This window comes from Vibrio sp. Isolate24, assembly GCF_022398215.1.
GTDB lineage: Bacteria > Pseudomonadota > Gammaproteobacteria > Enterobacterales > Vibrionaceae > Vibrio > Vibrio coralliilyticus_A.
Window position 1 is genome coordinate 556,144 of sequence record NZ_JAKEUU010000002.1, and the last position, 19,645, is coordinate 575,788.

Annotated in this window: 15 protein-coding genes; 8 read left to right on the top strand and 7 right to left on the bottom strand. The window is 44.3% G+C overall.

Annotated features, from left to right (window positions below):
- Position 1: 1 nt before the first annotated feature.
- Together L1D23_RS10840 and nspC are read left to right on the top strand one after the other, a co-directional pair.
- Positions 2-1,246, top strand: coding sequence for a carboxynorspermidine synthase (locus L1D23_RS10840; protein ID WP_006962502.1), 1,245 nt, complete (start codon positions 2-4; stop codon positions 1,244-1,246).
- Positions 1,247-1,343: 97 nt separating this feature from the next.
- Complete coding sequence (gene nspC / locus L1D23_RS10845; protein WP_239866200.1) at positions 1,344-2,477, top strand: carboxynorspermidine decarboxylase; 1,134 nt, start codon at positions 1,344-1,346, stop codon at positions 2,475-2,477.
- 37 nt (positions 2,478-2,514) lie between these two features.
- Here nspC and L1D23_RS10850 read toward each other — a convergent pair whose 3' ends face one another.
- A complete protein-coding gene (locus tag L1D23_RS10850) occupies positions 2,515-3,027 on the bottom strand; it encodes an ACT domain-containing protein (RefSeq protein ID WP_239837106.1) in 513 nt (170 codons plus the stop codon).
- A gap of 186 nt (positions 3,028-3,213) precedes the next feature.
- Entirely contained in the window at positions 3,214-4,110 is an 897-nt protein-coding gene (locus tag L1D23_RS10855; RefSeq protein WP_239866202.1) for a DUF3943 domain-containing protein, read from the bottom strand.
- 193 nt (positions 4,111-4,303) lie between these two features.
- On the opposite strand from L1D23_RS10855, the gene L1D23_RS10860 reads away from it, so the two are divergent.
- Both L1D23_RS10860 and L1D23_RS10865 read left to right on the top strand, forming a co-directional pair.
- On the top strand, positions 4,304-5,545 hold the full coding sequence (locus L1D23_RS10860) for a CinA family nicotinamide mononucleotide deamidase-related protein (RefSeq protein ID WP_239837104.1): 1,242 nt from the start codon (positions 4,304-4,306) through the stop codon (positions 5,543-5,545).
- Positions 5,546-5,777: 232 nt separating this feature from the next.
- Positions 5,778-6,029, top strand: coding sequence for a hypothetical protein (locus tag L1D23_RS10865; protein ID WP_045973853.1), 252 nt, complete (start codon positions 5,778-5,780; stop codon positions 6,027-6,029).
- Positions 6,030-6,081: 52 nt separating this feature from the next.
- Here L1D23_RS10865 and yfaE read toward each other — a convergent pair whose 3' ends face one another.
- The 4 genes from yfaE to ubiG all read right to left on the bottom strand — a co-directional run bounded on the left by yfaE (position 6,082) and on the right by ubiG (position 11,032).
- Positions 6,082-6,360 (bottom strand): class I ribonucleotide reductase maintenance protein YfaE, encoded by a 279-nt coding sequence (gene yfaE / locus L1D23_RS10870; protein ID WP_239866204.1) that lies wholly within the window; start codon positions 6,358-6,360, stop codon positions 6,082-6,084.
- The gene (gene nrdB / locus L1D23_RS10875) at positions 6,360-7,493 is read right to left on the bottom strand and encodes a class Ia ribonucleoside-diphosphate reductase subunit beta (protein WP_239866206.1); all 1,134 of its coding nucleotides are present in this window, start codon (positions 7,491-7,493) and stop codon (positions 6,360-6,362) included. The genes yfaE and nrdB overlap by 1 nt, the downstream gene beginning before the upstream one ends.
- 81 nt (positions 7,494-7,574) lie before the next feature.
- Complete coding sequence (gene nrdA, locus L1D23_RS10880) at positions 7,575-9,857, bottom strand: class 1a ribonucleoside-diphosphate reductase subunit alpha (protein ID WP_239866208.1); 2,283 nt, start codon at positions 9,855-9,857, stop codon at positions 7,575-7,577.
- Between the two features lie 467 nt (positions 9,858-10,324).
- Positions 10,325-11,032 carry a bifunctional 2-polyprenyl-6-hydroxyphenol methylase/3-demethylubiquinol 3-O-methyltransferase UbiG gene (gene ubiG / locus L1D23_RS10885; protein WP_239837100.1) on the bottom strand — a complete coding sequence of 236 codons (708 nt, stop codon included), beginning with the start codon at positions 11,030-11,032 and terminating at the stop codon, positions 10,325-10,327.
- A gap of 287 nt (positions 11,033-11,319) precedes the next feature.
- On the opposite strand from ubiG, the gene gyrA reads away from it, so the two are divergent.
- The 4 genes from gyrA to L1D23_RS10905 all read left to right on the top strand — a co-directional run bounded on the left by gyrA (position 11,320) and on the right by L1D23_RS10905 (position 18,714).
- Positions 11,320-13,950 carry a DNA topoisomerase (ATP-hydrolyzing) subunit A gene (gyrA, locus tag L1D23_RS10890; RefSeq protein WP_239866211.1) on the top strand — a complete coding sequence of 877 codons (2,631 nt, stop codon included), beginning with the start codon at positions 11,320-11,322 and terminating at the stop codon, positions 13,948-13,950.
- A 308-nt stretch (positions 13,951-14,258) separates the two neighbouring features.
- Positions 14,259-16,142, top strand: coding sequence for a methyl-accepting chemotaxis protein (locus tag L1D23_RS10895; RefSeq protein ID WP_239866213.1), 1,884 nt, complete (start codon positions 14,259-14,261; stop codon positions 16,140-16,142).
- A 151-nt stretch (positions 16,143-16,293) separates the two neighbouring features.
- Positions 16,294-17,835, top strand: coding sequence for a YjjI family glycine radical enzyme (locus L1D23_RS10900; RefSeq protein ID WP_239866215.1), 1,542 nt, complete (start codon positions 16,294-16,296; stop codon positions 17,833-17,835).
- Between the two features lie 9 nt (positions 17,836-17,844).
- Positions 17,845-18,714 (top strand): YjjW family glycine radical enzyme activase, encoded by an 870-nt coding sequence (locus tag L1D23_RS10905; protein ID WP_239866217.1) that lies wholly within the window; start codon positions 17,845-17,847, stop codon positions 18,712-18,714.
- Here the strand turns inward: L1D23_RS10905 and L1D23_RS10910 are convergent.
- A complete protein-coding gene (locus L1D23_RS10910; RefSeq protein ID WP_239866219.1) occupies positions 18,711-19,622 on the bottom strand; it encodes a LysR family transcriptional regulator in 912 nt (303 codons plus the stop codon). The genes L1D23_RS10905 and L1D23_RS10910 overlap by 4 nt on opposite strands.
- Positions 19,623-19,645 lie beyond the last annotated feature (23 nt).

Here is a 19,645-nt window from a genome sequence, read left to right on the forward strand (position 1 = left end):
TATGGCAATTCTACAGATTGGTGCAGGCGGCGTTGGCTGGGTAGTTGCACATAAAGCTGCGCAAAACAACGAAGTACTGGGTGACATCACCATTGCATCGCGTACCGTGAGCAAGTGTGAAAAAATCATCGAATCTATTCAGAAGAAAAACAACCTGAAAGACCCATCGAAGAAACTGGAAGCGCGTGCTGTTGATGCGGATGACGTTGATGCATTAGTTGCTCTTATTAAAGAAGTTCAGCCTGACCTTGTCATTAACGCAGGCCCTCCTTGGGTTAACATGACGATCATGGAAGCATGTTACCAAGCAAAAGTGAACTACCTAGATACCTCTGTTGCTGTTGATCTATGTTCTGAAGGCCAACAAGTTCCTCAAGCTTACGATTGGCAGTGGGGCTACCGTGAGAAGTTCGCGGAAGCGGGCATCACAGGTATTTTGGGTGCTGGTTTCGATCCGGGCGTGGTTTCGGTATTTGCAGCTTACGCAGTGAAGCATCTGTTTGATGAAATCGACACCATTGATGTAATGGACGTGAATGCTGGCGATCACGGTAAGAAGTTCGCAACCAACTTCGACCCAGAAACCAACATGTTAGAAATCCAAGGTGATTCTTTCTACTGGGAAAATGAAGAGTGGAAACAGGTTCCGTGTCATTCGCGCATGCTTGAGTTTGAATTCCCGCTAGTGGGCAAGCACAAAGTGTACTCTATGGCGCACGATGAAGTTCGTTCTATGCAAGAGTTCATTCCAGCTAAACGTATCGAGTTCTGGATGGGCTTTGGTGACAAATACCTGAACTACTTCAACTGCATGCGTGACATCGGCTTACTAAGCCCAGATCCGCTAACGCTTCACGATGGTACGGTTGTACAGCCTCTACATGTACTTAAAGCACTGCTGCCAGACCCAACTTCTCTTGCTCCGGGTTATACAGGTAAAACTTGTATCGGTACTTGGGTTCAGGGTACGAAAGATGGCAAGCAGCGTAGCGTATTTATCTATAATAACGCTGATCATGAAGTCGCGTACGAAGACGTTGAGCATCAAGCAATTTCTTACACCACAGGTGTACCAGCGATCACCGCTGCACTTCAGTTCTTCCGTGGTGAGTGGGCGGATAAAGGTGTGTTCAATATGGAACAGCTAAATCCAGACCCATTCCTTGAGACTATGCCAAGCATTGGTCTTGATTGGCATGTTCAGGAACTAGAGCCGGGTCAACCTGTTATCCACAAACTAAAGTAAGCACTTATTGTTCTTAATTTGGATTTATAAGATTAAGCCGATGCACTAGTGTCGGCTTTGTTCGATTTTTACGGTATTAATTGGGTAAGAATATAAAATGCAAAAAAACGAACTGAAAACACCATACTTTATGATCAATGAAGATAAGTTGGTCGAAAATCTAGAAAAAGCCAAGCAACTCAAAGAAATCTCGGGTGTGAAGCTGGTATTGGCGTTGAAGTGTTTTTCTACATGGGGTGTTTTCGACATCATCAAGCCTTACTTGGATGGAACAACGAGTTCTGGTCCGTTCGAGGTTAAACTGGGGCATGAAACTTTTGGTGGTGAAACTCACGCATACAGTGTCGGATACAGTGAGGATGATGTCCGTGATGTGGCTGATATTTGCGACAAAATGATTTTTAACTCACAAAATCAATTGGCTGCATATAGACACATTGTTGAAGGCAAGGCTTCGCTGGGTTTACGCCTTAACCCAGGTGTGAGTTATGCCGGGCAAGATTTAGCGAATCCAGCGCGTCAGTTTTCTCGTCTTGGTGTGCAAGCGGACCATATTGATCCAGAAGTCTTTGAAGATATTGACGGTGTGATGTTCCACATGAATTGTGAGAACAAAGACGTCGACGCGTTTATTGGTCTGCTTGACTCCATCTCAGAGCAATTTGGTCAGTACTTGGATAAGCTTGACTGGGTGAGTATGGGCGGAGGTGTGTTTTTTACCTGGCCGGGCTACGACATCGAAAAACTTGGCTTAGCGCTTAAAGCCTTTTCTGAGAAGCACGGTGTTCAAATGTACCTTGAACCGGGTGAAGCTATCATCACCAAGACAACAGACTTGGTTGTGACCGTGGTGGATATCGTTGAGAACGTTAAAAAAACAGCGATTGTTGATTCTGCAACTGAAGCTCATCGCTTGGATACGCTAATTTACAATGAACCCGCTTCTATTCTAGAAGCTTCGGATAAAGGTGAGCATGGGTATGTGATTGGCTCTTGTTCATGTTTGGCGGGTGATCAGTTCTGTGAAGCTAGCTTTGATAAACCATTGGAAATAGGTCAGCGTCTTCATATCTTAGATAGTGCGGGCTATACAATGGTGAAGCTTAACTGGTTTAACGGCTTAAGAATGCCTTCTGTGTACTGTGAACGCTCAGGCGGTGAAATTCAGAAGCTAAATGAATTCGATTATTCAGATTTCAAACGTTCGCTCTCACAGTGGAGTGTCGAATAACCTAAAAGAGCAGCCTAATCGCTGCTCTTTGTGTTTATTATGCTTCCACCATGACTCGAATATCTTCGCTTAAGGCTTCAAGCTCTTTAGCTACATCGTCTATCTGAACTTCGGTTGGTAACTTCAATGCGATATTCGCCGTGAACAAGCTAGAGCTAACGCCTCCACCACCCGCGATAAACACACGCTGGCAGTCCATATCTAGAATATTAATGCCTTGATTGTCCAGAACATGGGTGATCTCATTAACAATACCCGCTCGGTCATTGGAGTCTAAGCGGACCTGATAGATGGCATCGGCATTGTGCGTATTACTTTCAGAGTCGACTATCTGGACCAATAACTCATCGTTGCTGCGAAAGGCCGCTTTAACTGCATCCGCTGACTCCTCAGGGAGTTCCACTTTTATGACTGCAGCGACCTGATTCTCAATAAAGTTCACTTTACTGATTAACCATTTACCTCCATTCTCGTGAGTGACCGCCGCCAACTGCTTGATCGTGGCAGGGGTTGCTTTACCAACAAAGTTGACGATAAATGTGCAATTCATAATGTGCCTCCTGAATGCAAGCATTTCTTTTTATAGAACTAAATTGAGTGTAGGAGTCGCAGAAAAGTTGGGTTTGATTTAGGTCAAACTTTAGCCTTGTCTCCTAGGTTATGGGGATAATGTTGTGCAGCAGGCATAAAAAAGCGGCAACTGAGTGCCGCTTTTTCAATGACTGTTGAGTTCAGGTTAAAAGCTGATTTTCATTTCTACGCCATAGAAGACGTTGTCGTAGCTGGCACCAGCATCCATTGCAAATTTCGCGGCATCCTGATTACCAAACCAAGGTTTACTATTATATTGAAATTCAGCGCTGCCGCCCCAAGCATTGCTTACCCAGCCGTGGATGTGCCCAACAGGGTTAAGGAAGAACAAGGTTACGTCACCCATGGTTTGAGAGCCCCAAACTTCACCGCCAGTCGCGACGATGTCTTGTTCTGCCTCAAACATCATCTCACCAACAACGGCGCCAAAGAAGGGCGTTATGAAGAGATCTTGCCATGATGGGACTTCAGCAAAGGCCTCTACACCATATTCCCAGAAGAAGGTAGAGAGAGTGGCAGAGTATAAAAAAGATTCAAATTCATTGAACCCAGCGTGACGGGCTGCTGTATAGTAAACACCACCAAAATAAGGGTGCATGACATAGTTTAAGAAATGGTCATCTCGGTCCCAAACCGGTCCTGAGGTTACATTATCTTTCCATTTTGTACCTAAACCACTCAAATCACGATCTTCTTCATCCCATTTTGTTATGGATTCCGGCAGTAGTGTCATCAAGCCAACTGTCGCAACACTAAGACCTAAAATGGTGTAAGTTTGGCCTTTGAGGTAATCCCAATCTTTCTCACTTTGTACAGTGAGATATCTAGGGAGTTCTGGCTCTTCAAGTTTTAATTCACTTTCTGTTAAACCTAAGGCATAACTATTGCTAGGCTTATAGGAATAAGAGTTGCTGAAAAGACTGTAGTTTTCGGTGTTATCTACGGTATAAGAGAACTCAATATGTTGAGGAGAATCGTAGATATTGGCATTGGCGCAAGCAGAAGCCAACAACATCAAAGCGGTGATGTGTTTTTTGTACACGGATAAACTCCACAGTCTATATCTTATTATGATCAGGCTCACAATTATCCATTAAAGCAAGAGGAATGGAAACCGGAAATTGTCTTAATTAAGAAACTTAGTTTCTTAATTACACTCAAACAATGAAAACATGCAGTTTGATTGTCTTTGTTTGTGACACAAAACCAAAGGCTTCCTGAAAGGAAAAATAATTATGTTGAAAATAGCGATGTTAAGTACCGGTGAAGAAGTCCTTCACGGCGATATCGTTGATACTAATGCGGCTTGGTTGTCAGAAAAATTCTTTCAACAAGGCTTTTCCCTATCGAAACGCTCAACGGTTGGTGATAGCCAGTCAGCGCTGGTTGAAGAGCTGATGATGTTGAGCTTTAACTGTGATGTTGTCATTGTAAATGGTGGATTAGGCCCAACCACGGATGATCTTAGTGCAGAAGCAGCAGCGCAAGCCTCGGATAAGGAGTTAGAGCTTTATCCTGAATGGCTAGAGAAGTTGGAGCAGTTTTTTAGTGCTCGCGGTGTTGCAATGCCAGAAAGTAATCGTAAGCAAGCTATGTTGCCACAAGGGTCGGTAATTCTGGATAATCCAATCGGTACTGCTTGCGGTTTCTTGTTGAACTTTAACGATTGTGATTTTTACTTTACTCCTGGCGTACCAAGCGAATTTAAGTTGATGACAGAGTCTCAGATTTTGCCACACCTGAAACAGAAGTATGCTGACGTTACCGGTTATGAATGTAGCAAACTTCATACCTTTGGGACCTCAGAGTCCGCGTTGTCAGATAAACTTGATAAAGTGCAGCTACCCGAAGGCTATTTCTTAGGTTACCGTTCCTATCTGCCTTATATTGAAGTCAAATTATTTGGCCCTAAAGGTGATTTAGATAACCGCGTTAAGTTACTTCAGCTGGTTTTCAACTTGATAGAAAGTAACGTGGTGAGCGTTGATGAATCAATGCAAGAAAATGTCGGCCATTTGATTCTCGAGAAAAAGCTGTCGATTTCGACTGCGGAGCAATCGACTCACGGTAGTTTGTCGCAATGGCTTCACTCAAACGAAGAAGCGGCTAATTACTGCGGCCATGGGTGGGTACTCGGTAATAAAGTGGATGTCGGGAACAGTGATAACGACGAACTTGCTGCTGCGTTTGCACTTGCAGGTGCGACCAAAGATAAATGTGCGACCGATATAGCCATCGCTACAGGTAAAGTAACGGAAAGAACTTTTTCAGTGGCTATGTCGGCAAGAGAAGGGGAGTGGGGACAGACACTCACCTTTAACCGAACGTTTTCCAGAACTGACCAAACGACCATTATCACGACAGTCGCAGCGGACATGTTGAGACGCTATCTCTCAGGAAAAACCATGTTTCCGAATTACAGTTCACTGACCAGGGAAAAAGAAATGTATGTCCCTCAAAGTGTTATTGCTGGCTAGAACAAGCTTAAAAAACTGTCAAACTCCTACCGAGCAGCATGCAGTAATAAGTGAATGAATATGTTTCTTATTACTCGCATGCTTTCATAAATATTTCTTAGAAGAAAATCATCTATCACTTAAATTGATGATTTTAAATAGATGCCAACTTTGTCGCTTATTTGCAACGTGCATTTGCTTCAATTGTGCTTAAAATGATAGTTCGTCGCGGGTTTTGCTCAGGGAGGTAAGCATGTTCCATCATTCAAAAATAATGGTTTGGTATCAGGTGGCGAGTCAGAAAGTTGTTTTAGGAGAGGCACTTAGCGATGATAATCAGGACGTTATTTCTATGTGGCTCCATGCTCCGGAAGAAAAAAATCAAGAAAATTCATTAGGCTACCGCTTGTCTTTATTCGATGATGACGGACGAGAGATTGCCGACAAAGCAGTGTCCATGTTGACCGCCGATGAGTTCTTATCCGGTATTCAGATTCGTGCCTAAATAATAAAATAAAACCCGGCATAACAGGCCGGGCTTTTTATAATTTGCATAGTTATGCGCGTTTTTCTTTTAACGCATAATTTACGCTTTCAATTTCAATGTCGGATTTAGCCTTGCAAATACAAGGTAATATCTCATCACTTTGCGTATATGCCATTGCAAAACCAACGTATTCCACTGTACCTTTGACTAGCTTGCAGCGGCAAGCGCCACAATGCCCGTCTCGGCAGTTGTATTCAGGTTCAATTCCTGCCTTTTCCATTGTTTCGAGAATGGTGTTAGAAGGATTAGATTGAATCGCAGTGATCCCATTGATTTTTATGTTGGGCATTACAGCTCGAAATCCTTAAAGTCGTCTGCGCGCACATCACTATCAATCTGACCTACTAGGTAAGAGGAGATCTCTGCTTCTTGTGGAGCAACCTGTACGTTATCGGAAGATAACCACGCATTAATCCATGGGATAGGGTTGGAGGTCGCTTCTGGATATGCGGCATCTAGGCCTACTGCTTGCATACGGATATTGGTGATGTACTCAACGTACTGACAAAGAATGTCCTTGTTTAGACCAATCATAGAGCCATCTTTGAAAAGGTACTCTGCCCATTCCTTCTCTTGCTCTGCGGCTGCTTTAAATAGATCAAAACATTCCTGCTTACATTCTTCAGCAATTTGCATGAAGGAAAAATCATCCTGACCGTTACGCAGCAAGTTAATCATGTGCTGTGTACCCGTTAGGTGAAGGGCTTCATCGCGAGCAATTAGCTTAATGATCTTCGCGTTACCTTCCATTAGCTCACGCTCAGCAAAGGCAAATGAACAAGCAAAGCTTACATAGAAACGAATCGCTTCTAATGCGTTGACAGACATCAGGCATACGTAAAGCTTTTTCTTCAGTTCATGAAGTGACACCTTCACTTCCTCACCATTGATGTTATGCGTCCCCTCACCATAGCGATGGTAGTCATTACTCATTTGGATCAGGTCGTCGTAGTATTGCGAAATGTCTTCAGCACGCTTTAGGATGTGCTCGTTTTCGACGATATCATCAAATACTAAGCCTGGGTCGTTTACGATATTACGTATGATGTGTGTGTAAGAACGCGAGTGGATTGTTTCAGAGAACGACCAAGTTTCGATCCACGTCTCTACTTCAGGTAGTGAGACTAATGGAAGTAGCGCGACGTTTGGACTACGGCCTTGGATAGAATCCAGAAGAGTTTGGTACTTCAAGTTTGAGATGAAGATATGCTTCTCATGCTCTGGAAGTTTGTTGTAGTCGATGCGATCGCTTGATACGTCAACTTCTTCTGGGCGCCAGAAGAAAGACAGCTGCTTCTCGATCAGCTTTTCGAAGATTTCGAATTTTTGCTGGTCATAACGAGCTACGTTTACGGATTGACCTAAGAACATTGGTTCTTTTAGCTGGTCATTTTTGTTTCGGTTAAAAGTACTGTAAGCCATGATGCCTCAATTCCTTTTAAGCCCCTCTCAGAGGGGCAAATAATCTGTTAAGCCTTGCTAATCCAATCGTTGGATTAGTGATTAGATCTTACAACCGCCGCCTGCACAATCGTCATCTTGTGGTTGTACTGCGTCTTTCTGGTCATCACTCGCGCCATCACGAGTGTTATGGTAGTAAAGTGTCTTCACACCATATTTATACGCAGTCAAAAGATCTTGTAGCAGTTTCTTCATTGGCACTTTGCCACTTTCAAAACGGCTAGGGTCATAGTTAGTGTTAGCTGAAATGGCCTGATCGACAAACTTCTGCATGATACCAACCAGATGTAGATAACCATCGTTAGAACCAATGTTCCAAAGAAGCTCGTAGTTATCTTTGTATTCAGTGAATTCAGGCACAACCTGTTTCAAAATACCGTCTTTCGATGCTTTAACTGACACGTAGCCGCGTGGTGGCTCGATGCCGTTTGTTGCGTTCGAGATCTGAGAAGACGTTTCAGAAGGCATCAAAGCAGTCAGTGTTGAGTTACGTAGACCATGAGTCATGATCTCTTCTCGCAAACCGTCCCAATCGTAATGAAGAGGTTCGTCACAAACTAGGTCAACATCTTTTTTGTACGTATCAATTGGAAGCAAGCCTTTCGCGTAGTTGGTCTCGTGGAAAGAAGGGCATTTACCTTGTTCTTTCGCCAGAGCAACAGATGCTTTGAGCAGGTAGTATTGCATCGCTTCAAAAGTACGGTGTGTTAGGCCGTTTGCACTGCCGTCAGAGTACTTCACGCCATTCTTAGCTAGGTAGTAAGCGTAGTTAATCACACCTACACCCAGAGTACGGCGATTCATCGTTGATTTGTATGCCGCTGGAAGTGGGTAGTCTTGATAATCCAGCAGAGCATCAAGTGCTCGAACAACCAACTCAGACAGCTCTTCGAAATCATCAAGAGACTTGATGGCCCCCAAGTTGAACGCTGAAAGCGTACATAGAGCAATTTCACCAGAGTCATCTTCTACGTTAGTCAGTGGCTTGGTTGGAAGAGCAATTTCCAAACATAGATTCGACTGACGAACAGGCGCCACCTCTGAATCAAATGGGCTGTGCGTGTTACAGTGGTCTACGTTTTGAATGTAGATACGACCAGTTGAAGCGCGCTCTTGCATCAAGATAGAGAACATCTCGATAGCTTTAACGGTTTCTTTCTTGATTGACGGATCGTTTTCGTACTTAACGTACAGACGTTCAAACTCGTCTTGATTCTCAAAGAACGCATCGTATAGGCCCGGCACGTCTGACGGAGAGAATAGGGTAATATTTCCGCCTTCAACTAAACGCTGATACATCAGGCGGTTTAGCTGCACACCGTAATCCATATGACGAACACGGTTCTCTTCTACACCACGGTTATTCTTAAGCACCATCAATGCCTGAGATTCACCATGCCATAGAGGGTAGAATACGGTTGCTGCGCCACCACGAACACCACCTTGAGAACAACATTTTACTGCTGTTTGGAAGTACTTGTAGAAAGGGATACAGCCTGTATGGAAAGCTTCACCGTTACGGATCTCTGAGCCTAGCGCACGAATACGACCAGCGTTGATACCAATACCTGCACGTTGTGAAACGTAGCGCACAATAGAGCTTGCTGTCGCATTGATGGAATCTAGGCTGTCTCCACACTCAATCAAGACACACGAACTGAATTGGCGGGTCGGAGTACGCACACCAGACATGATCGGTGTCGGTAGGGAAATCTTGAACGTTGACGTTGCATCATAGAAACGCTTGATGTAATCAAGACGAGTTTCTTTTGGATACTTAGCAAACAGACAGGCAGCTACAAGGATATACAGGAACTGAGCGCTTTCGTAGATTTCGCCTGATACACGGTTCTGGACGAAGTACTTACCTTCCAGCTGTTTCACCGCAGCGTATGAGAAATCTAGGTCACGTTTATGATCTATGTACGCATCGAGTTCATCCAGCTCAGCTTTTGTATAGTCTTCCAAAATGTGCTGATCGTATTTGCCTTTATCGACGAGCTTCGCCACATGGTCATAAAGCGTTGGTGGCTCGTACTGGCCGTATGCTTTTTTACGCAGGTGGAAAACGGCCAGTCGAGCCGCTAGATATTGGTAGTCTGGCGTTTCTTCAGAGATCAAATCGGCCGCTGATTTGATGATAGTCTCATGGATATCTGTTGTTGTGATTCCATCGTAGAACTGAATGTGAGCGCGAAGTTCTACTTGAGAGACAGACACATTATCTAGACCTTCCGCAGCCCAAGTAATGACTCTGTGGATCTTTTCTAGATCAATATTTTCTTTGCGGCCGTCACGTTTGGTAACGGTTAGTTGTTGGTTCATTCTGCTTAATTTCCCTAACAAAACTGATAAAAGCCGTGTTTTCGTGTAATTCTTGTAAAAATTGTTCCGGCTTTGTGATCAAAGTCTATCTATATATTGTAGTCCAAACACAACATATAGGGGTGTATTGCTGTGCGAGTTACAAGATAGTGCTATCTATGGTGCTTTTCAAGTTACAGATCTTGGATGACTTGTGGATAACTAACAAAATTGAAAATTTCAGTAAGTGGATACTAACCGATGGGATTAGAGTCTAATTGATTGTATAAAATTACCGTTTTAGGATCGGTTTATAAGTAACCACAAACAAAAAAAAATTCCTTGATCTTTCAGTCATTCTGAGCGTGATTTTGAGTCTGTATATTTTGGAATCAGAGCCCCAAAAATGGGCGAAAAACAACAAAAAAAGCGGGGTATATATACCACCGCTCTCTATAGGTTAGTCACATGAATAGTATGTCTAAATATTAAAACTTTTGCGTATGAACGATATAGTTGACGTCAACTTTGTTACCGAGTTTATAGGTATCCGTGATGGGATTATAGTGTAATCCAGTAATTCCCATTTCGGTTAGGTCGGTATGGTCAATCATTTTTATCAACTCCGCTGGGCGGATAAACTTCTCATGATCGTGGGTACCTTCGGGAACAATGCGCAATAGCTTTTCTGCGCCAACGATAGCAAATAGGTACGATTTAAAATTGCGATTCAATGTTGAGAAAAAAACATGGCCGCCGGGTTTAACCAAAGCTGCACATGCGCTGATGACCGACTGAGGGTTTGGAACATGCTCCAGCATTTCCATGCAAGTCACGACATCATATTTTCCTGGGTGTGCATCAGCGTGATCTTCAATTGTGCTCTGAATATAAGTCAGCTCAGTACCGGTTTCCAGTGCATGCAATCGAGCCACCTCTAGCGGCTCCTTACCCATATCAAGTCCAGTCACTGTTGCGCCTTCTTTCGCCATACTCTCAGCAAGAATACCTCCACCGCAGCCAACATCGAGGACGGTTTTGCCAAACAAACCATCGGCATTATCCAGAACGTAATTGAGACGTAGCGGGTTAATTTGATGGAGTGGCTTGAATTCTCCCTCCAAATCCCACCATCGAGAGGCCATTTCTTCAAACTTCTTAATTTCGTTTGGATCGACATTTTGTGACTGGGTCATAACTACTCTACTTAGCAACTGGTTTCCTTGAAACTGGAAGGCATTATAACTCCTAACTCTCAACACTCCATAGACAGGATCACTTTTCTCTTGAGGTGGTGAAAATATAACCATTAATCAGCAAGATAAAACTAGAGTGTGCAATTTCTCAGCATTTGATTCACAACCAAGCTCACAACCTGATAAAAGGAGAGGGAAAGTAATGCCGAACTGTTGATTTGTGTGTTATATTTTTGCACCTTAAACGTATTGTACATACGATCTATAAATAGAGGGATATTGGCTCTATGAGCGATCTAGCTAAAGAGATCACGCCCGTAAACATTGAAGATGAGCTTCGTGGTTCGTACCTTGACTATGCGATGTCCGTTATCGTTGGTCGTGCTCTTCCTGATGTGCGTGATGGCCTAAAGCCTGTACACCGCCGCGTTTTGTTCGCGATGAATGTGCTAGGTAATGACTGGAATAAACCATACAAAAAATCTGCCCGTGTTGTTGGCGACGTAATCGGTAAATATCACCCGCACGGTGATAGCGCTGTGTACGATACTATCGTACGTATGGCTCAGCCGTTCTCATTACGTTATATGCTTGTTGATGGCCAAGGTAACTTTGGTTCCATTGATGGTGACTCAGCGGCGGCAATGCGTTATACCGAAGTTCGCATGGCGAAGATCGCCCATGAGCTTCTGGCTGACCTAGATAAAGAAACCGTTGATTATGTACCTAACTATGACGGTACAGAACAAATCCCTGCAGTTCTTCCGACAAAAATTCCTAACCTGCTGGTTAACGGTGCTTCTGGTATCGCAGTAGGTATGGCAACCAACATTCCTCCTCACAATTTAACTGAGGTGATTGATGGCTGTCTTGCATACATCAATAATGAAGATATCACTATTGATGAGCTTATGGACTACATTCCGGGTCCTGACTTCCCAACTGCGGCGCTTATCAGTGGCCGTAAAGGCATCGTAGACGCGTACAAGACTGGTCGCGGTAAAATTTACATGCGATCTAAAGCGGAAGTTGAAGCAGACAAGAATGGCAAAGAGACCATTATTGTTACCGAGATTCCATATCAAGTGAACAAAGCTCGTTTGATTGAGAAGATCGCAGAGCTTGTAAAAGATAAGAAAGTTGAAGGCATCAGCGCACTGCGTGACGAGTCTGATAAAGACGGTATGCGAATTGTTATCGAGTGTAAGCGTGATGCGGTAGGTGAAGTGGTTCTAAACAACCTATACGCTAACACTCAATTACAAACGACTTTCGGCATCAATATGGTTGCGCTGAACAATGGTCAGCCGCAGCTATTCAATCTGAAAGACATGTTGAAGTGCTTCGTTGATCACCGCCGTGAAGTGGTGACTCGTCGTACTATCTATGAATTGCGTAAAGCACGTGAGCGTGCACATATCCTTGAAGGTCTTGCTTTAGCACTGGCCAACATTGATGAGATCATTGACCTTATCCGTAAAGCGCCAACACCGGCAGAAGCGAAGGCTGGCCTTGTTGCTCGTGGATGGGATTTGGGTAATGTTGCAGCAATGCTTGAACGAGCAGGTACCGATGCAGCTCGCCCTGAATGGCTAGAAGACCAATATGGTATTCGTGATGGTCAGTACTTCTTAACTGAGCAGCAAGCGCAAGCAATTCTTGACCTACGTCTACACAAATTGACCGGTCTTGAGCACGAGAAGATTCTTGATGAGTACAAAGCGCTACTAGATGAAATTGCAGAGCTAATGCACATTCTTGCAAGCACCGAGCGTTTGATGGAAGTCATCCGTGAAGAGCTAGAAGCCGTTCGTGACAGTTTTGGTGATGCACGCCGTACTGAAATTACAGCAGCAAGCCATGACATTGACATGGAAGAGCTGATTGCGCGCGAAGATGTGGTTGTGACCCTTTCGAACGCAGGTTACGTTAAGTACCAAATCCTAAGCGATTATGAGGCTCAGCGTCGTGGTGGTAAAGGTAAGAGTGCAACTAAGATGAAAGACGAAGATTATATCGAACGTCTTCTCGTTGCGAATACTCACGACAACATCTTATGTTTCTCGACTCGCGGTAAAACTTACCGTCTGAAAGTCTACCAATTACCGTTAGCAAGTCGTACTGCGCGTGGTAAGCCAATCGTCAATATTCTTCCTCTTGAAGAAGGCGAACGTATTACCGCGATTCTACCTGTTTCAGAATTTAGCCCAGAGAAGTTCATCTTCATGGCCACCGGTGATGGAACGGTTAAGAAGACGTCTTTAGATCAGTTTGCGAACGTACGTTCTAATGGTCTGATTGCGGTCAACCTACGTGAAGATGATTCACTCATTGGTGTTGATATCACAAACGGTGATAGTGACATCATGTTGTTCTCTCAAGCAGGTAAAGTGGTTCGCTTTAGCGAAGACAAAGTCCGTGCTATGGGTCGTACCGCTGCCGGTGTTCGTGGTATGAAGCTTGCCGAAGATGATCAGGTGGTTTCACTGATTGTTCCTTCGAACGAAGGTGATATTCTGACTGTGACACAAAACGGTTACGGTAAACGTACAGAACTTGCGGAATACCCAACGAAAGGCCGCGCGACTCAAGGTGTTGTGTCCATCAAAGTATCTGAGCGTAATGGTCCTGTAGTCGGAGCGGTACAAGTAGAAGAAGGCGATGAGATGATGATGATCACCGACGCTGGTACTCTGGTTCGTACACGTGTTGCGGAAGTGAGCCAAGTAGGTCGTAATACGCAAGGTGTCACTCTTATCCGAACTGCCGAAGACGAGAACGTTGTAGGTCTGCAGCGTATCGATGAAGTTGAAGAAGTGGACTTACCAGAAGGTGAGGAAATGGAAGGTCAGGAAGGGGAAACGGCTCAAGCTGCACCAGAATCAACCTCAGAAACGGATACAGACGAACAAGAATAATCGTTGATATTATCTTCAAAGCCGGGCCGTGACCCGGCTTTTTTATATCCAGAGTTTTAGTTAAGTAACCAATAGTAAAGGTGAAATGGGCCTCTCATTATTTAAAATATACAGCCAAACTTAGAGAGCAAGTAGGCTGTTTATAAATTATTGATAACACCATTAGTGACAAAGGTATGACGCCAAAAAAATAGCGTTAATACAGTCAGTTACAGCTAAATAATATTTCAATAATATTACGTGCATGAATGATAAATAGTCTATAAAATTCGCAGTCTCTGTCTGTTCCACAAATATTATTAACTATTATGAAACTGTCACTGAAACAAAAACTCATCGGTGCCAGCTTATTAGCCGTTGTGCTAATGGCGAGTGCACTTACTTGGCTTTCTGCCGACCAACTTTTTCAACAAACTCGTAACGGCGTTAATGCCCGAGCAGAGAGTCTAGCGACTGCTGCTTCGGAAGGAATTTCTGACTGGATTGCCATTCGTAAAGATATTGCCAAAGCGTTCAATGATTACAGCCAAGAGCAAGAGGTTGTGCCTTTTCTTCAACAAGCTCGTAAAGCGGGCGGATTTGACGATATTTTCCTAGGTACGCCACAAGGTGAGATGTTCCGCTCTCACCCTGAGCGTAACCGTGCCGACTACGATCCGCGAGTTCGCCCTTGGTATAAAGATGCAAATGCAGCTGGTCGCCAGATCATAACTACAGCGTATCAAGATGCGATTACCAATGCACTCTTAGTGACCATTGCCGAGCCCGTTCGTCGCAATGGCCAATTGGTGGGTGTTGTTGGTGCGGATGTATTGATTGACCAGCTGATCGACGACGTTATCAACTTAGATGCCGGCGAAAATGCCTATGCGATGTTGATTGACACGCAAAACGGTACATTCCTCGCGCACCCGAACAAAGATCTTTCCCTGAAGCCGGTGAATACGCTATCTAAAAAGCTAACCATGAATGCTATCGAGCAAGCGGCGAATTCTGGTGTGATGGAAATCATTGAACGTAAAGGGCAAGAAAAGTTCTACTTCTTCAAAAAGGTTCCGGGCACACAGTGGATTTTTGCTATTGAAATGGACCGTCAAACAGAAGAAGCAGCACACACCGCATTACTGAAAAACTTACTGCTGACGGCAACGATTATCACAATCGTTGTTATCGCTGTTGTGTCTTGGCTAGTGAGTTTCTTGTTCCGCGATCTTGGACGTGTCTCTCAAGCACTTGAAGAAATTGCCTCTGGTGAAGGGGATCTCACACAGCGCCTTGAGCCACGCAGCGATGATGAAGTCGGCCAGCTAGCGACGAACTTCAACACCTTTGTTGGCAATATGCATGTCATGGTCTCTAAGCTAAGTCATGTATCAGCGTCACTGTCTGAACAAGCTAAGCAGACGGCAGAGCACGCCGAAGAGCGCAGCGCACGTATTCGTCTCCAGCAAGATGAAATTAACATGGTTGCGACTGCGATTAATGAAATGGCCGCTGCAACCCAAGAAATCGCAGGCAATGCAGACAATACCGCACAAAACTCAACGGAGGCGGTGACGGCGTGTGTTCATGGTGGCAAGCAGGTTGTGCAGACTCAGTCTTCAATTCAGAATCTGGCACAAGAAGTTCAAGTTGCAACGGATGTGATCCAAGAGTTGGAAGCTCACGGTAACAGCATCAGTACGATTCTTTCGACCATCCAAGATATCGCTGAGCAAACGAACCTGCTTGCTCTGAATGCGGCGATTGAGGCGGCGCGTGCTGGTGAACAAGGTCGTGGTTTCGCAGTCGTTGCTGATGAAGTTCGAGTTCTAAGCCAGCGCACACATGCCTCGACGCAAGAAATTCAACAGATGATTGAAACACTCCAAAATACCACTGGCAAAGCGGTAAGCATTATGGGTGATAGCCGCCAGCTTGCAGACACCAGTGTGACTGACGCGGATTCAGCAGCGGTCAGCTTAACTCAAATTCAATCAGCGGTTGAGCAAATCAGCGATATGGCCACACAGATTGCGTCTGCAGCAGAAGAGCAAGCATCGGTAACGTCTGAAATTACACGTAACACAGTGGGTATCCGAGACGTATCAAATGAGCTTGCGGATGAAGCTCATGATGCTGCAGCTCAAGCCGCTCAGCTTTCAGAGCTTTCGTACGAGCTTGAACAAGAAATTGGTCGATTTAAGCTTTAAGTGCCTAATTAAAAAACAAAAGACTCGGTTGCTACTGAGTCTTTTTTTATTTGCTTTGATTTCCAAAATGGAAAAGAAGGTTGAAAGATATTTCAATTGTCGACATGGAGAGTAGATGTTTAAAATCCTTAAAAACAATAAGGAATAGACAATGTCTGAAGCTCTCAACTCTTTCCAACAACGTGTACAAGAAATTGTAACTGATGCCAAATTAAACCCTAAACAGAAGAATCAATTCTTAGCCTTAGAAGCAGAGGCAAGCCTCCCTTATATGCCTGTCTCAGAGCCTGTTCGTCTTGCAATGGAAGAAGGCATTTTATGCGACATGTTTGAAGGTCACGCACCATTTAAACCACGCTATGTCTTGCCTGATTATGCCAAGTTTCTTCAGCAAGGCTCTGAGTATTTAGAGCTTGAACCTGCGAGTGATTTTGACGATGCAATCAACTTGTTGACCATCATTTATCATCATGTGCCGTCAGTGACCAATATCCCGGTATATCTAGGCCAGCTTGATGATGTATTGCTACCTTATGTGGGTGAATTGAGTGAGCAGGCGATTTATCAGAAGCTCAAACGATTTTGGATCATGCTAGACCGAACTCTGCCTGATGCTTTTATGCACGTTAATATTGGCCCCTCGGATAATATTATTTGTCGGACGATCTTGAAGATAGACGCTGAGCTCAAGCAAATCGCGCCAAATCTGACCTTTATGTATGACCCGAACGTGACACCGGATGACTTGTTACGTCAGGCAACAAGTAACATTTGTGAGTGCAGTAAACCTCATATTGCGAACTACCCAATGCACGCGAGTAGCTACGGCGAGAAGCGATTTGGTATTGTGAGTTGTTACAATTCTCTGCCTTTGGCTGGTGGGTCGAACACTCTAGTCAGAATGAACCTTAAGCTGTTGGCGAACCTAGCATCAGACACTGAAGACTTTCTCAATCAACTGTTGCCTTATTACAGTGAATTAATGATCGAGTTGATGGACTCACGAAGTTCACATTTGCATGAGAAATCGAATTTCTTTAAAGGTTTCTTAACCAAAGAAGGTTTGATTGACGAAGCGCGCTTTGCGCCAATGTTTGGTATCTACGGCATGGCTGAAGCGGTGAATCTTCTTATGGAGAAGTCGGGAGAAAAGGGTTGCTATGGGCACGATTTAGAAGCGAACCAGCTAGGCCATCTAATTTCTGAGAAACTGGCTGAGATCGTGCAAGGCTCAGAGGTGAAATACGGCCTTGAAGGCAAGGCGCTTCTACATGCTCAAGGGGGAATAAGCCTTGATGAAGGAGTGACTCCGGGAGTTCGCATTCCATATGGCACCGAGCCAGACCCTGTCGCTTATGTGCAAGCGACCGCAAAGCACCATCAGCATTACATCTCTGGTATAAGTGACATCCTGACAATAGACGAAACGGTGAAATCAAACCCAGAAGCCATGTTTAATCTGTGTAAGGGAGCATTGAATCTAGGGTTTAGGGAATTTACGGCTAATGTTGCTTCGAATGATTTGGTGCGAGTTACTGGCTATATGATCAAACTGTCAGATATAGAGAAGTTCTCAGATCAGGGGTCGCGCAAGAATACGACTTTCCTTGGCGCAGAAGCCGCCAACAATACTGGGATCCTAGATCGGGCTCCACGAGTAGTGAGTATGGAAAGTCAGCCTGTTTACAAATAGGGTAAGCATATGAGCGAAAGGCAGGCCATCGTTAGCCGTATCCTAAAGTTCTCGTGCGTGGATGGGCCAGGTAACCGACTGGTCCTTTTCCTACAGGGGTGCAATTTTAACTGCATTAACTGCCATAATCCCCATACGATTAATTATTGTAATCACTGTGGGGATTGTGTCGAAGGGTGTCCGGAAAATGCTCTGTCGTTCGACACGAACCAGGAAGTCGTATGGGATGAGAGTAAATGTACGCATTGTGATCAGTGCATTGATGTGTGCACATATCGTTCTAGCCCTAAAGTAAGTCACTACTCGGTATCAGAAATCATCGAGCTGATAAATGAGCAAAAATGGTTTATCAGCGGCATCACGATCTCGGGTGGCGAAGCAACAATGCAGTTACCTTTCATCATCGAATTATTCAAATACATCAAAGCCGATTCGGAACTTAGCCATCTTACGTGTTTTATAGACAGTAATGGGTACTTAAGTCAGTCGGGCTGGGATCGAGTGCTTCCTTATCTTGATGGCGCAATGATTGACTTGAAGTCATGGCAGGAAGAGACACATCACTGGTTGGTTGGCCGTGATAATCACAAGGTGGTTCAATCAATACGTTATTTGGCTGAGAAGCAGAAGTTGCACGAGCTTCGCTTACTCCATATCCCGAACCGAAGCGATCTGGACAAAGAAGTCACAGAAGTCGCAAGTCTTATTAATACGCTGCCTGATAGCGTTAATGTGCGGCTTAATGCGTTTCAGCATCATGGAGTAATGGGTAAAGCGTTAGAGTGGCCGAAATGCACTGAATCGCAAATGTTGCAGTTTCATGATGCTTTACGGCCACTGATTCACCAAAACATTCAGCTACCTAGCGTGTATGTCTAAATAGGTTTAATCAATTGAGAGTGCAGCCATTTTAGGGCAGGGTCATTCGAGCTGGCTTGATTCCAGACCAAGCTATAAGCCACTTTCCCATAGGAAAACGGCAGAGGCTTTTGGATCAGAGACTGTGCTTGCAATGATTTCTCAGCCCACATTTTTGAACAGGTAAGTAAGAATTCAGTCTGATGGCAGATGACTGCTGCAGAACCAAAATCAGCGACGGAGATGGCGATGTTTCTCGACGAGTATTGCTGAGTAAGGTTTTGTTCAAAGTACGGCGTAGAGAGGTCTTTATCTAAAATACCAATGTGCTGGTAAGCGAGATATTCTTCAATGTTCAGCGATTGGTTAACCAGAGGATGCTGTGGACTCATCAGGCAGACCATTTCATCGTCTTGAATCTGTTCCCAAACAAGGTCTCGGCTTCTCGTTGGTGGTTGGCTGATATCGTGAGGTAAAATCATAAAATCAACTTGTCCACGCAGCAGGGCATCAAAGCTAAGTTGCTCCTTGGCGAAAATCTGGATGTTAGCTGACGTCAACTGAGCGTTGATCTCAGTAATTCTCCCAGAAAATAGCTCGAAGGTACTCTCACGCATCGAAAGCGCTATTGTTCCAATAAAATTCTTAGGCTCGAATTCACCTTGGTGGAGGATCCCGTTCATACAAGCAAGAATTTTATGTACGTCTGTGGCAATAGATAATGCAAACGGTGTGGGAACTAACGAAGTTTTCTCTCGATAAAACAGATCATCCTTAAGCTGTGTTCGCAGTTGACTGAGCGTTTTACTTACGCTGGAAGGGGTAACACATAAAATTTGGGCGGTACTACTGACACTGTGTGTGCTCAATAATACTTGTAATACCGTCAGGTGCTTTAAGCTAATTCGAGAAAGGGCAAGGTAATCCATGAAAAGGCCAAATAAACAAGATG

Excerpts from the sequence above, each read along its gene's own strand:
- L1D23_RS10840 (WP_006962502.1), top strand. The coding sequence starts at position 2 with ATGGCAATTCTACAGATTGGTGCAGGCGGCGTTGGCTGGGTAGTTGCA.
- nspC (WP_239866200.1), top strand. The coding sequence starts at position 1,344 with ATGCAAAAAAACGAACTGAAAACACCATACTTTATGATCAATGAAGAT.
- L1D23_RS10850 (WP_239837106.1), bottom strand. The coding sequence starts at position 3,027 with ATGAATTGCACATTTATCGTCAACTTTGTTGGTAAAGCAACCCCTGCC.
- L1D23_RS10860 (WP_239837104.1), top strand. The coding sequence starts at position 4,304 with ATGTTGAAAATAGCGATGTTAAGTACCGGTGAAGAAGTCCTTCACGGC.
- L1D23_RS10865 (WP_045973853.1), top strand. The coding sequence starts at position 5,778 with ATGTTCCATCATTCAAAAATAATGGTTTGGTATCAGGTGGCGAGTCAG.
- yfaE (WP_239866204.1), bottom strand. The coding sequence starts at position 6,360 with ATGCCCAACATAAAAATCAATGGGATCACTGCGATTCAATCTAATCCT.
- nrdB (WP_239866206.1), bottom strand. The coding sequence starts at position 7,493 with ATGGCTTACAGTACTTTTAACCGAAACAAAAATGACCAGCTAAAAGAA.
- nrdA (WP_239866208.1), bottom strand. The coding sequence starts at position 9,857 with ATGAACCAACAACTAACCGTTACCAAACGTGACGGCCGCAAAGAAAAT.
- ubiG (WP_239837100.1), bottom strand. The coding sequence starts at position 11,032 with ATGACCCAGTCACAAAATGTCGATCCAAACGAAATTAAGAAGTTTGAA.
- gyrA (WP_239866211.1), top strand. The coding sequence starts at position 11,320 with ATGAGCGATCTAGCTAAAGAGATCACGCCCGTAAACATTGAAGATGAG.
- L1D23_RS10895 (WP_239866213.1), top strand. The coding sequence starts at position 14,259 with ATGAAACTGTCACTGAAACAAAAACTCATCGGTGCCAGCTTATTAGCC.
- L1D23_RS10900 (WP_239866215.1), top strand. The coding sequence starts at position 16,294 with ATGTCTGAAGCTCTCAACTCTTTCCAACAACGTGTACAAGAAATTGTA.
- L1D23_RS10905 (WP_239866217.1), top strand. The coding sequence starts at position 17,845 with ATGAGCGAAAGGCAGGCCATCGTTAGCCGTATCCTAAAGTTCTCGTGC.
- L1D23_RS10910 (WP_239866219.1), bottom strand. The coding sequence starts at position 19,622 with ATGGATTACCTTGCCCTTTCTCGAATTAGCTTAAAGCACCTGACGGTA.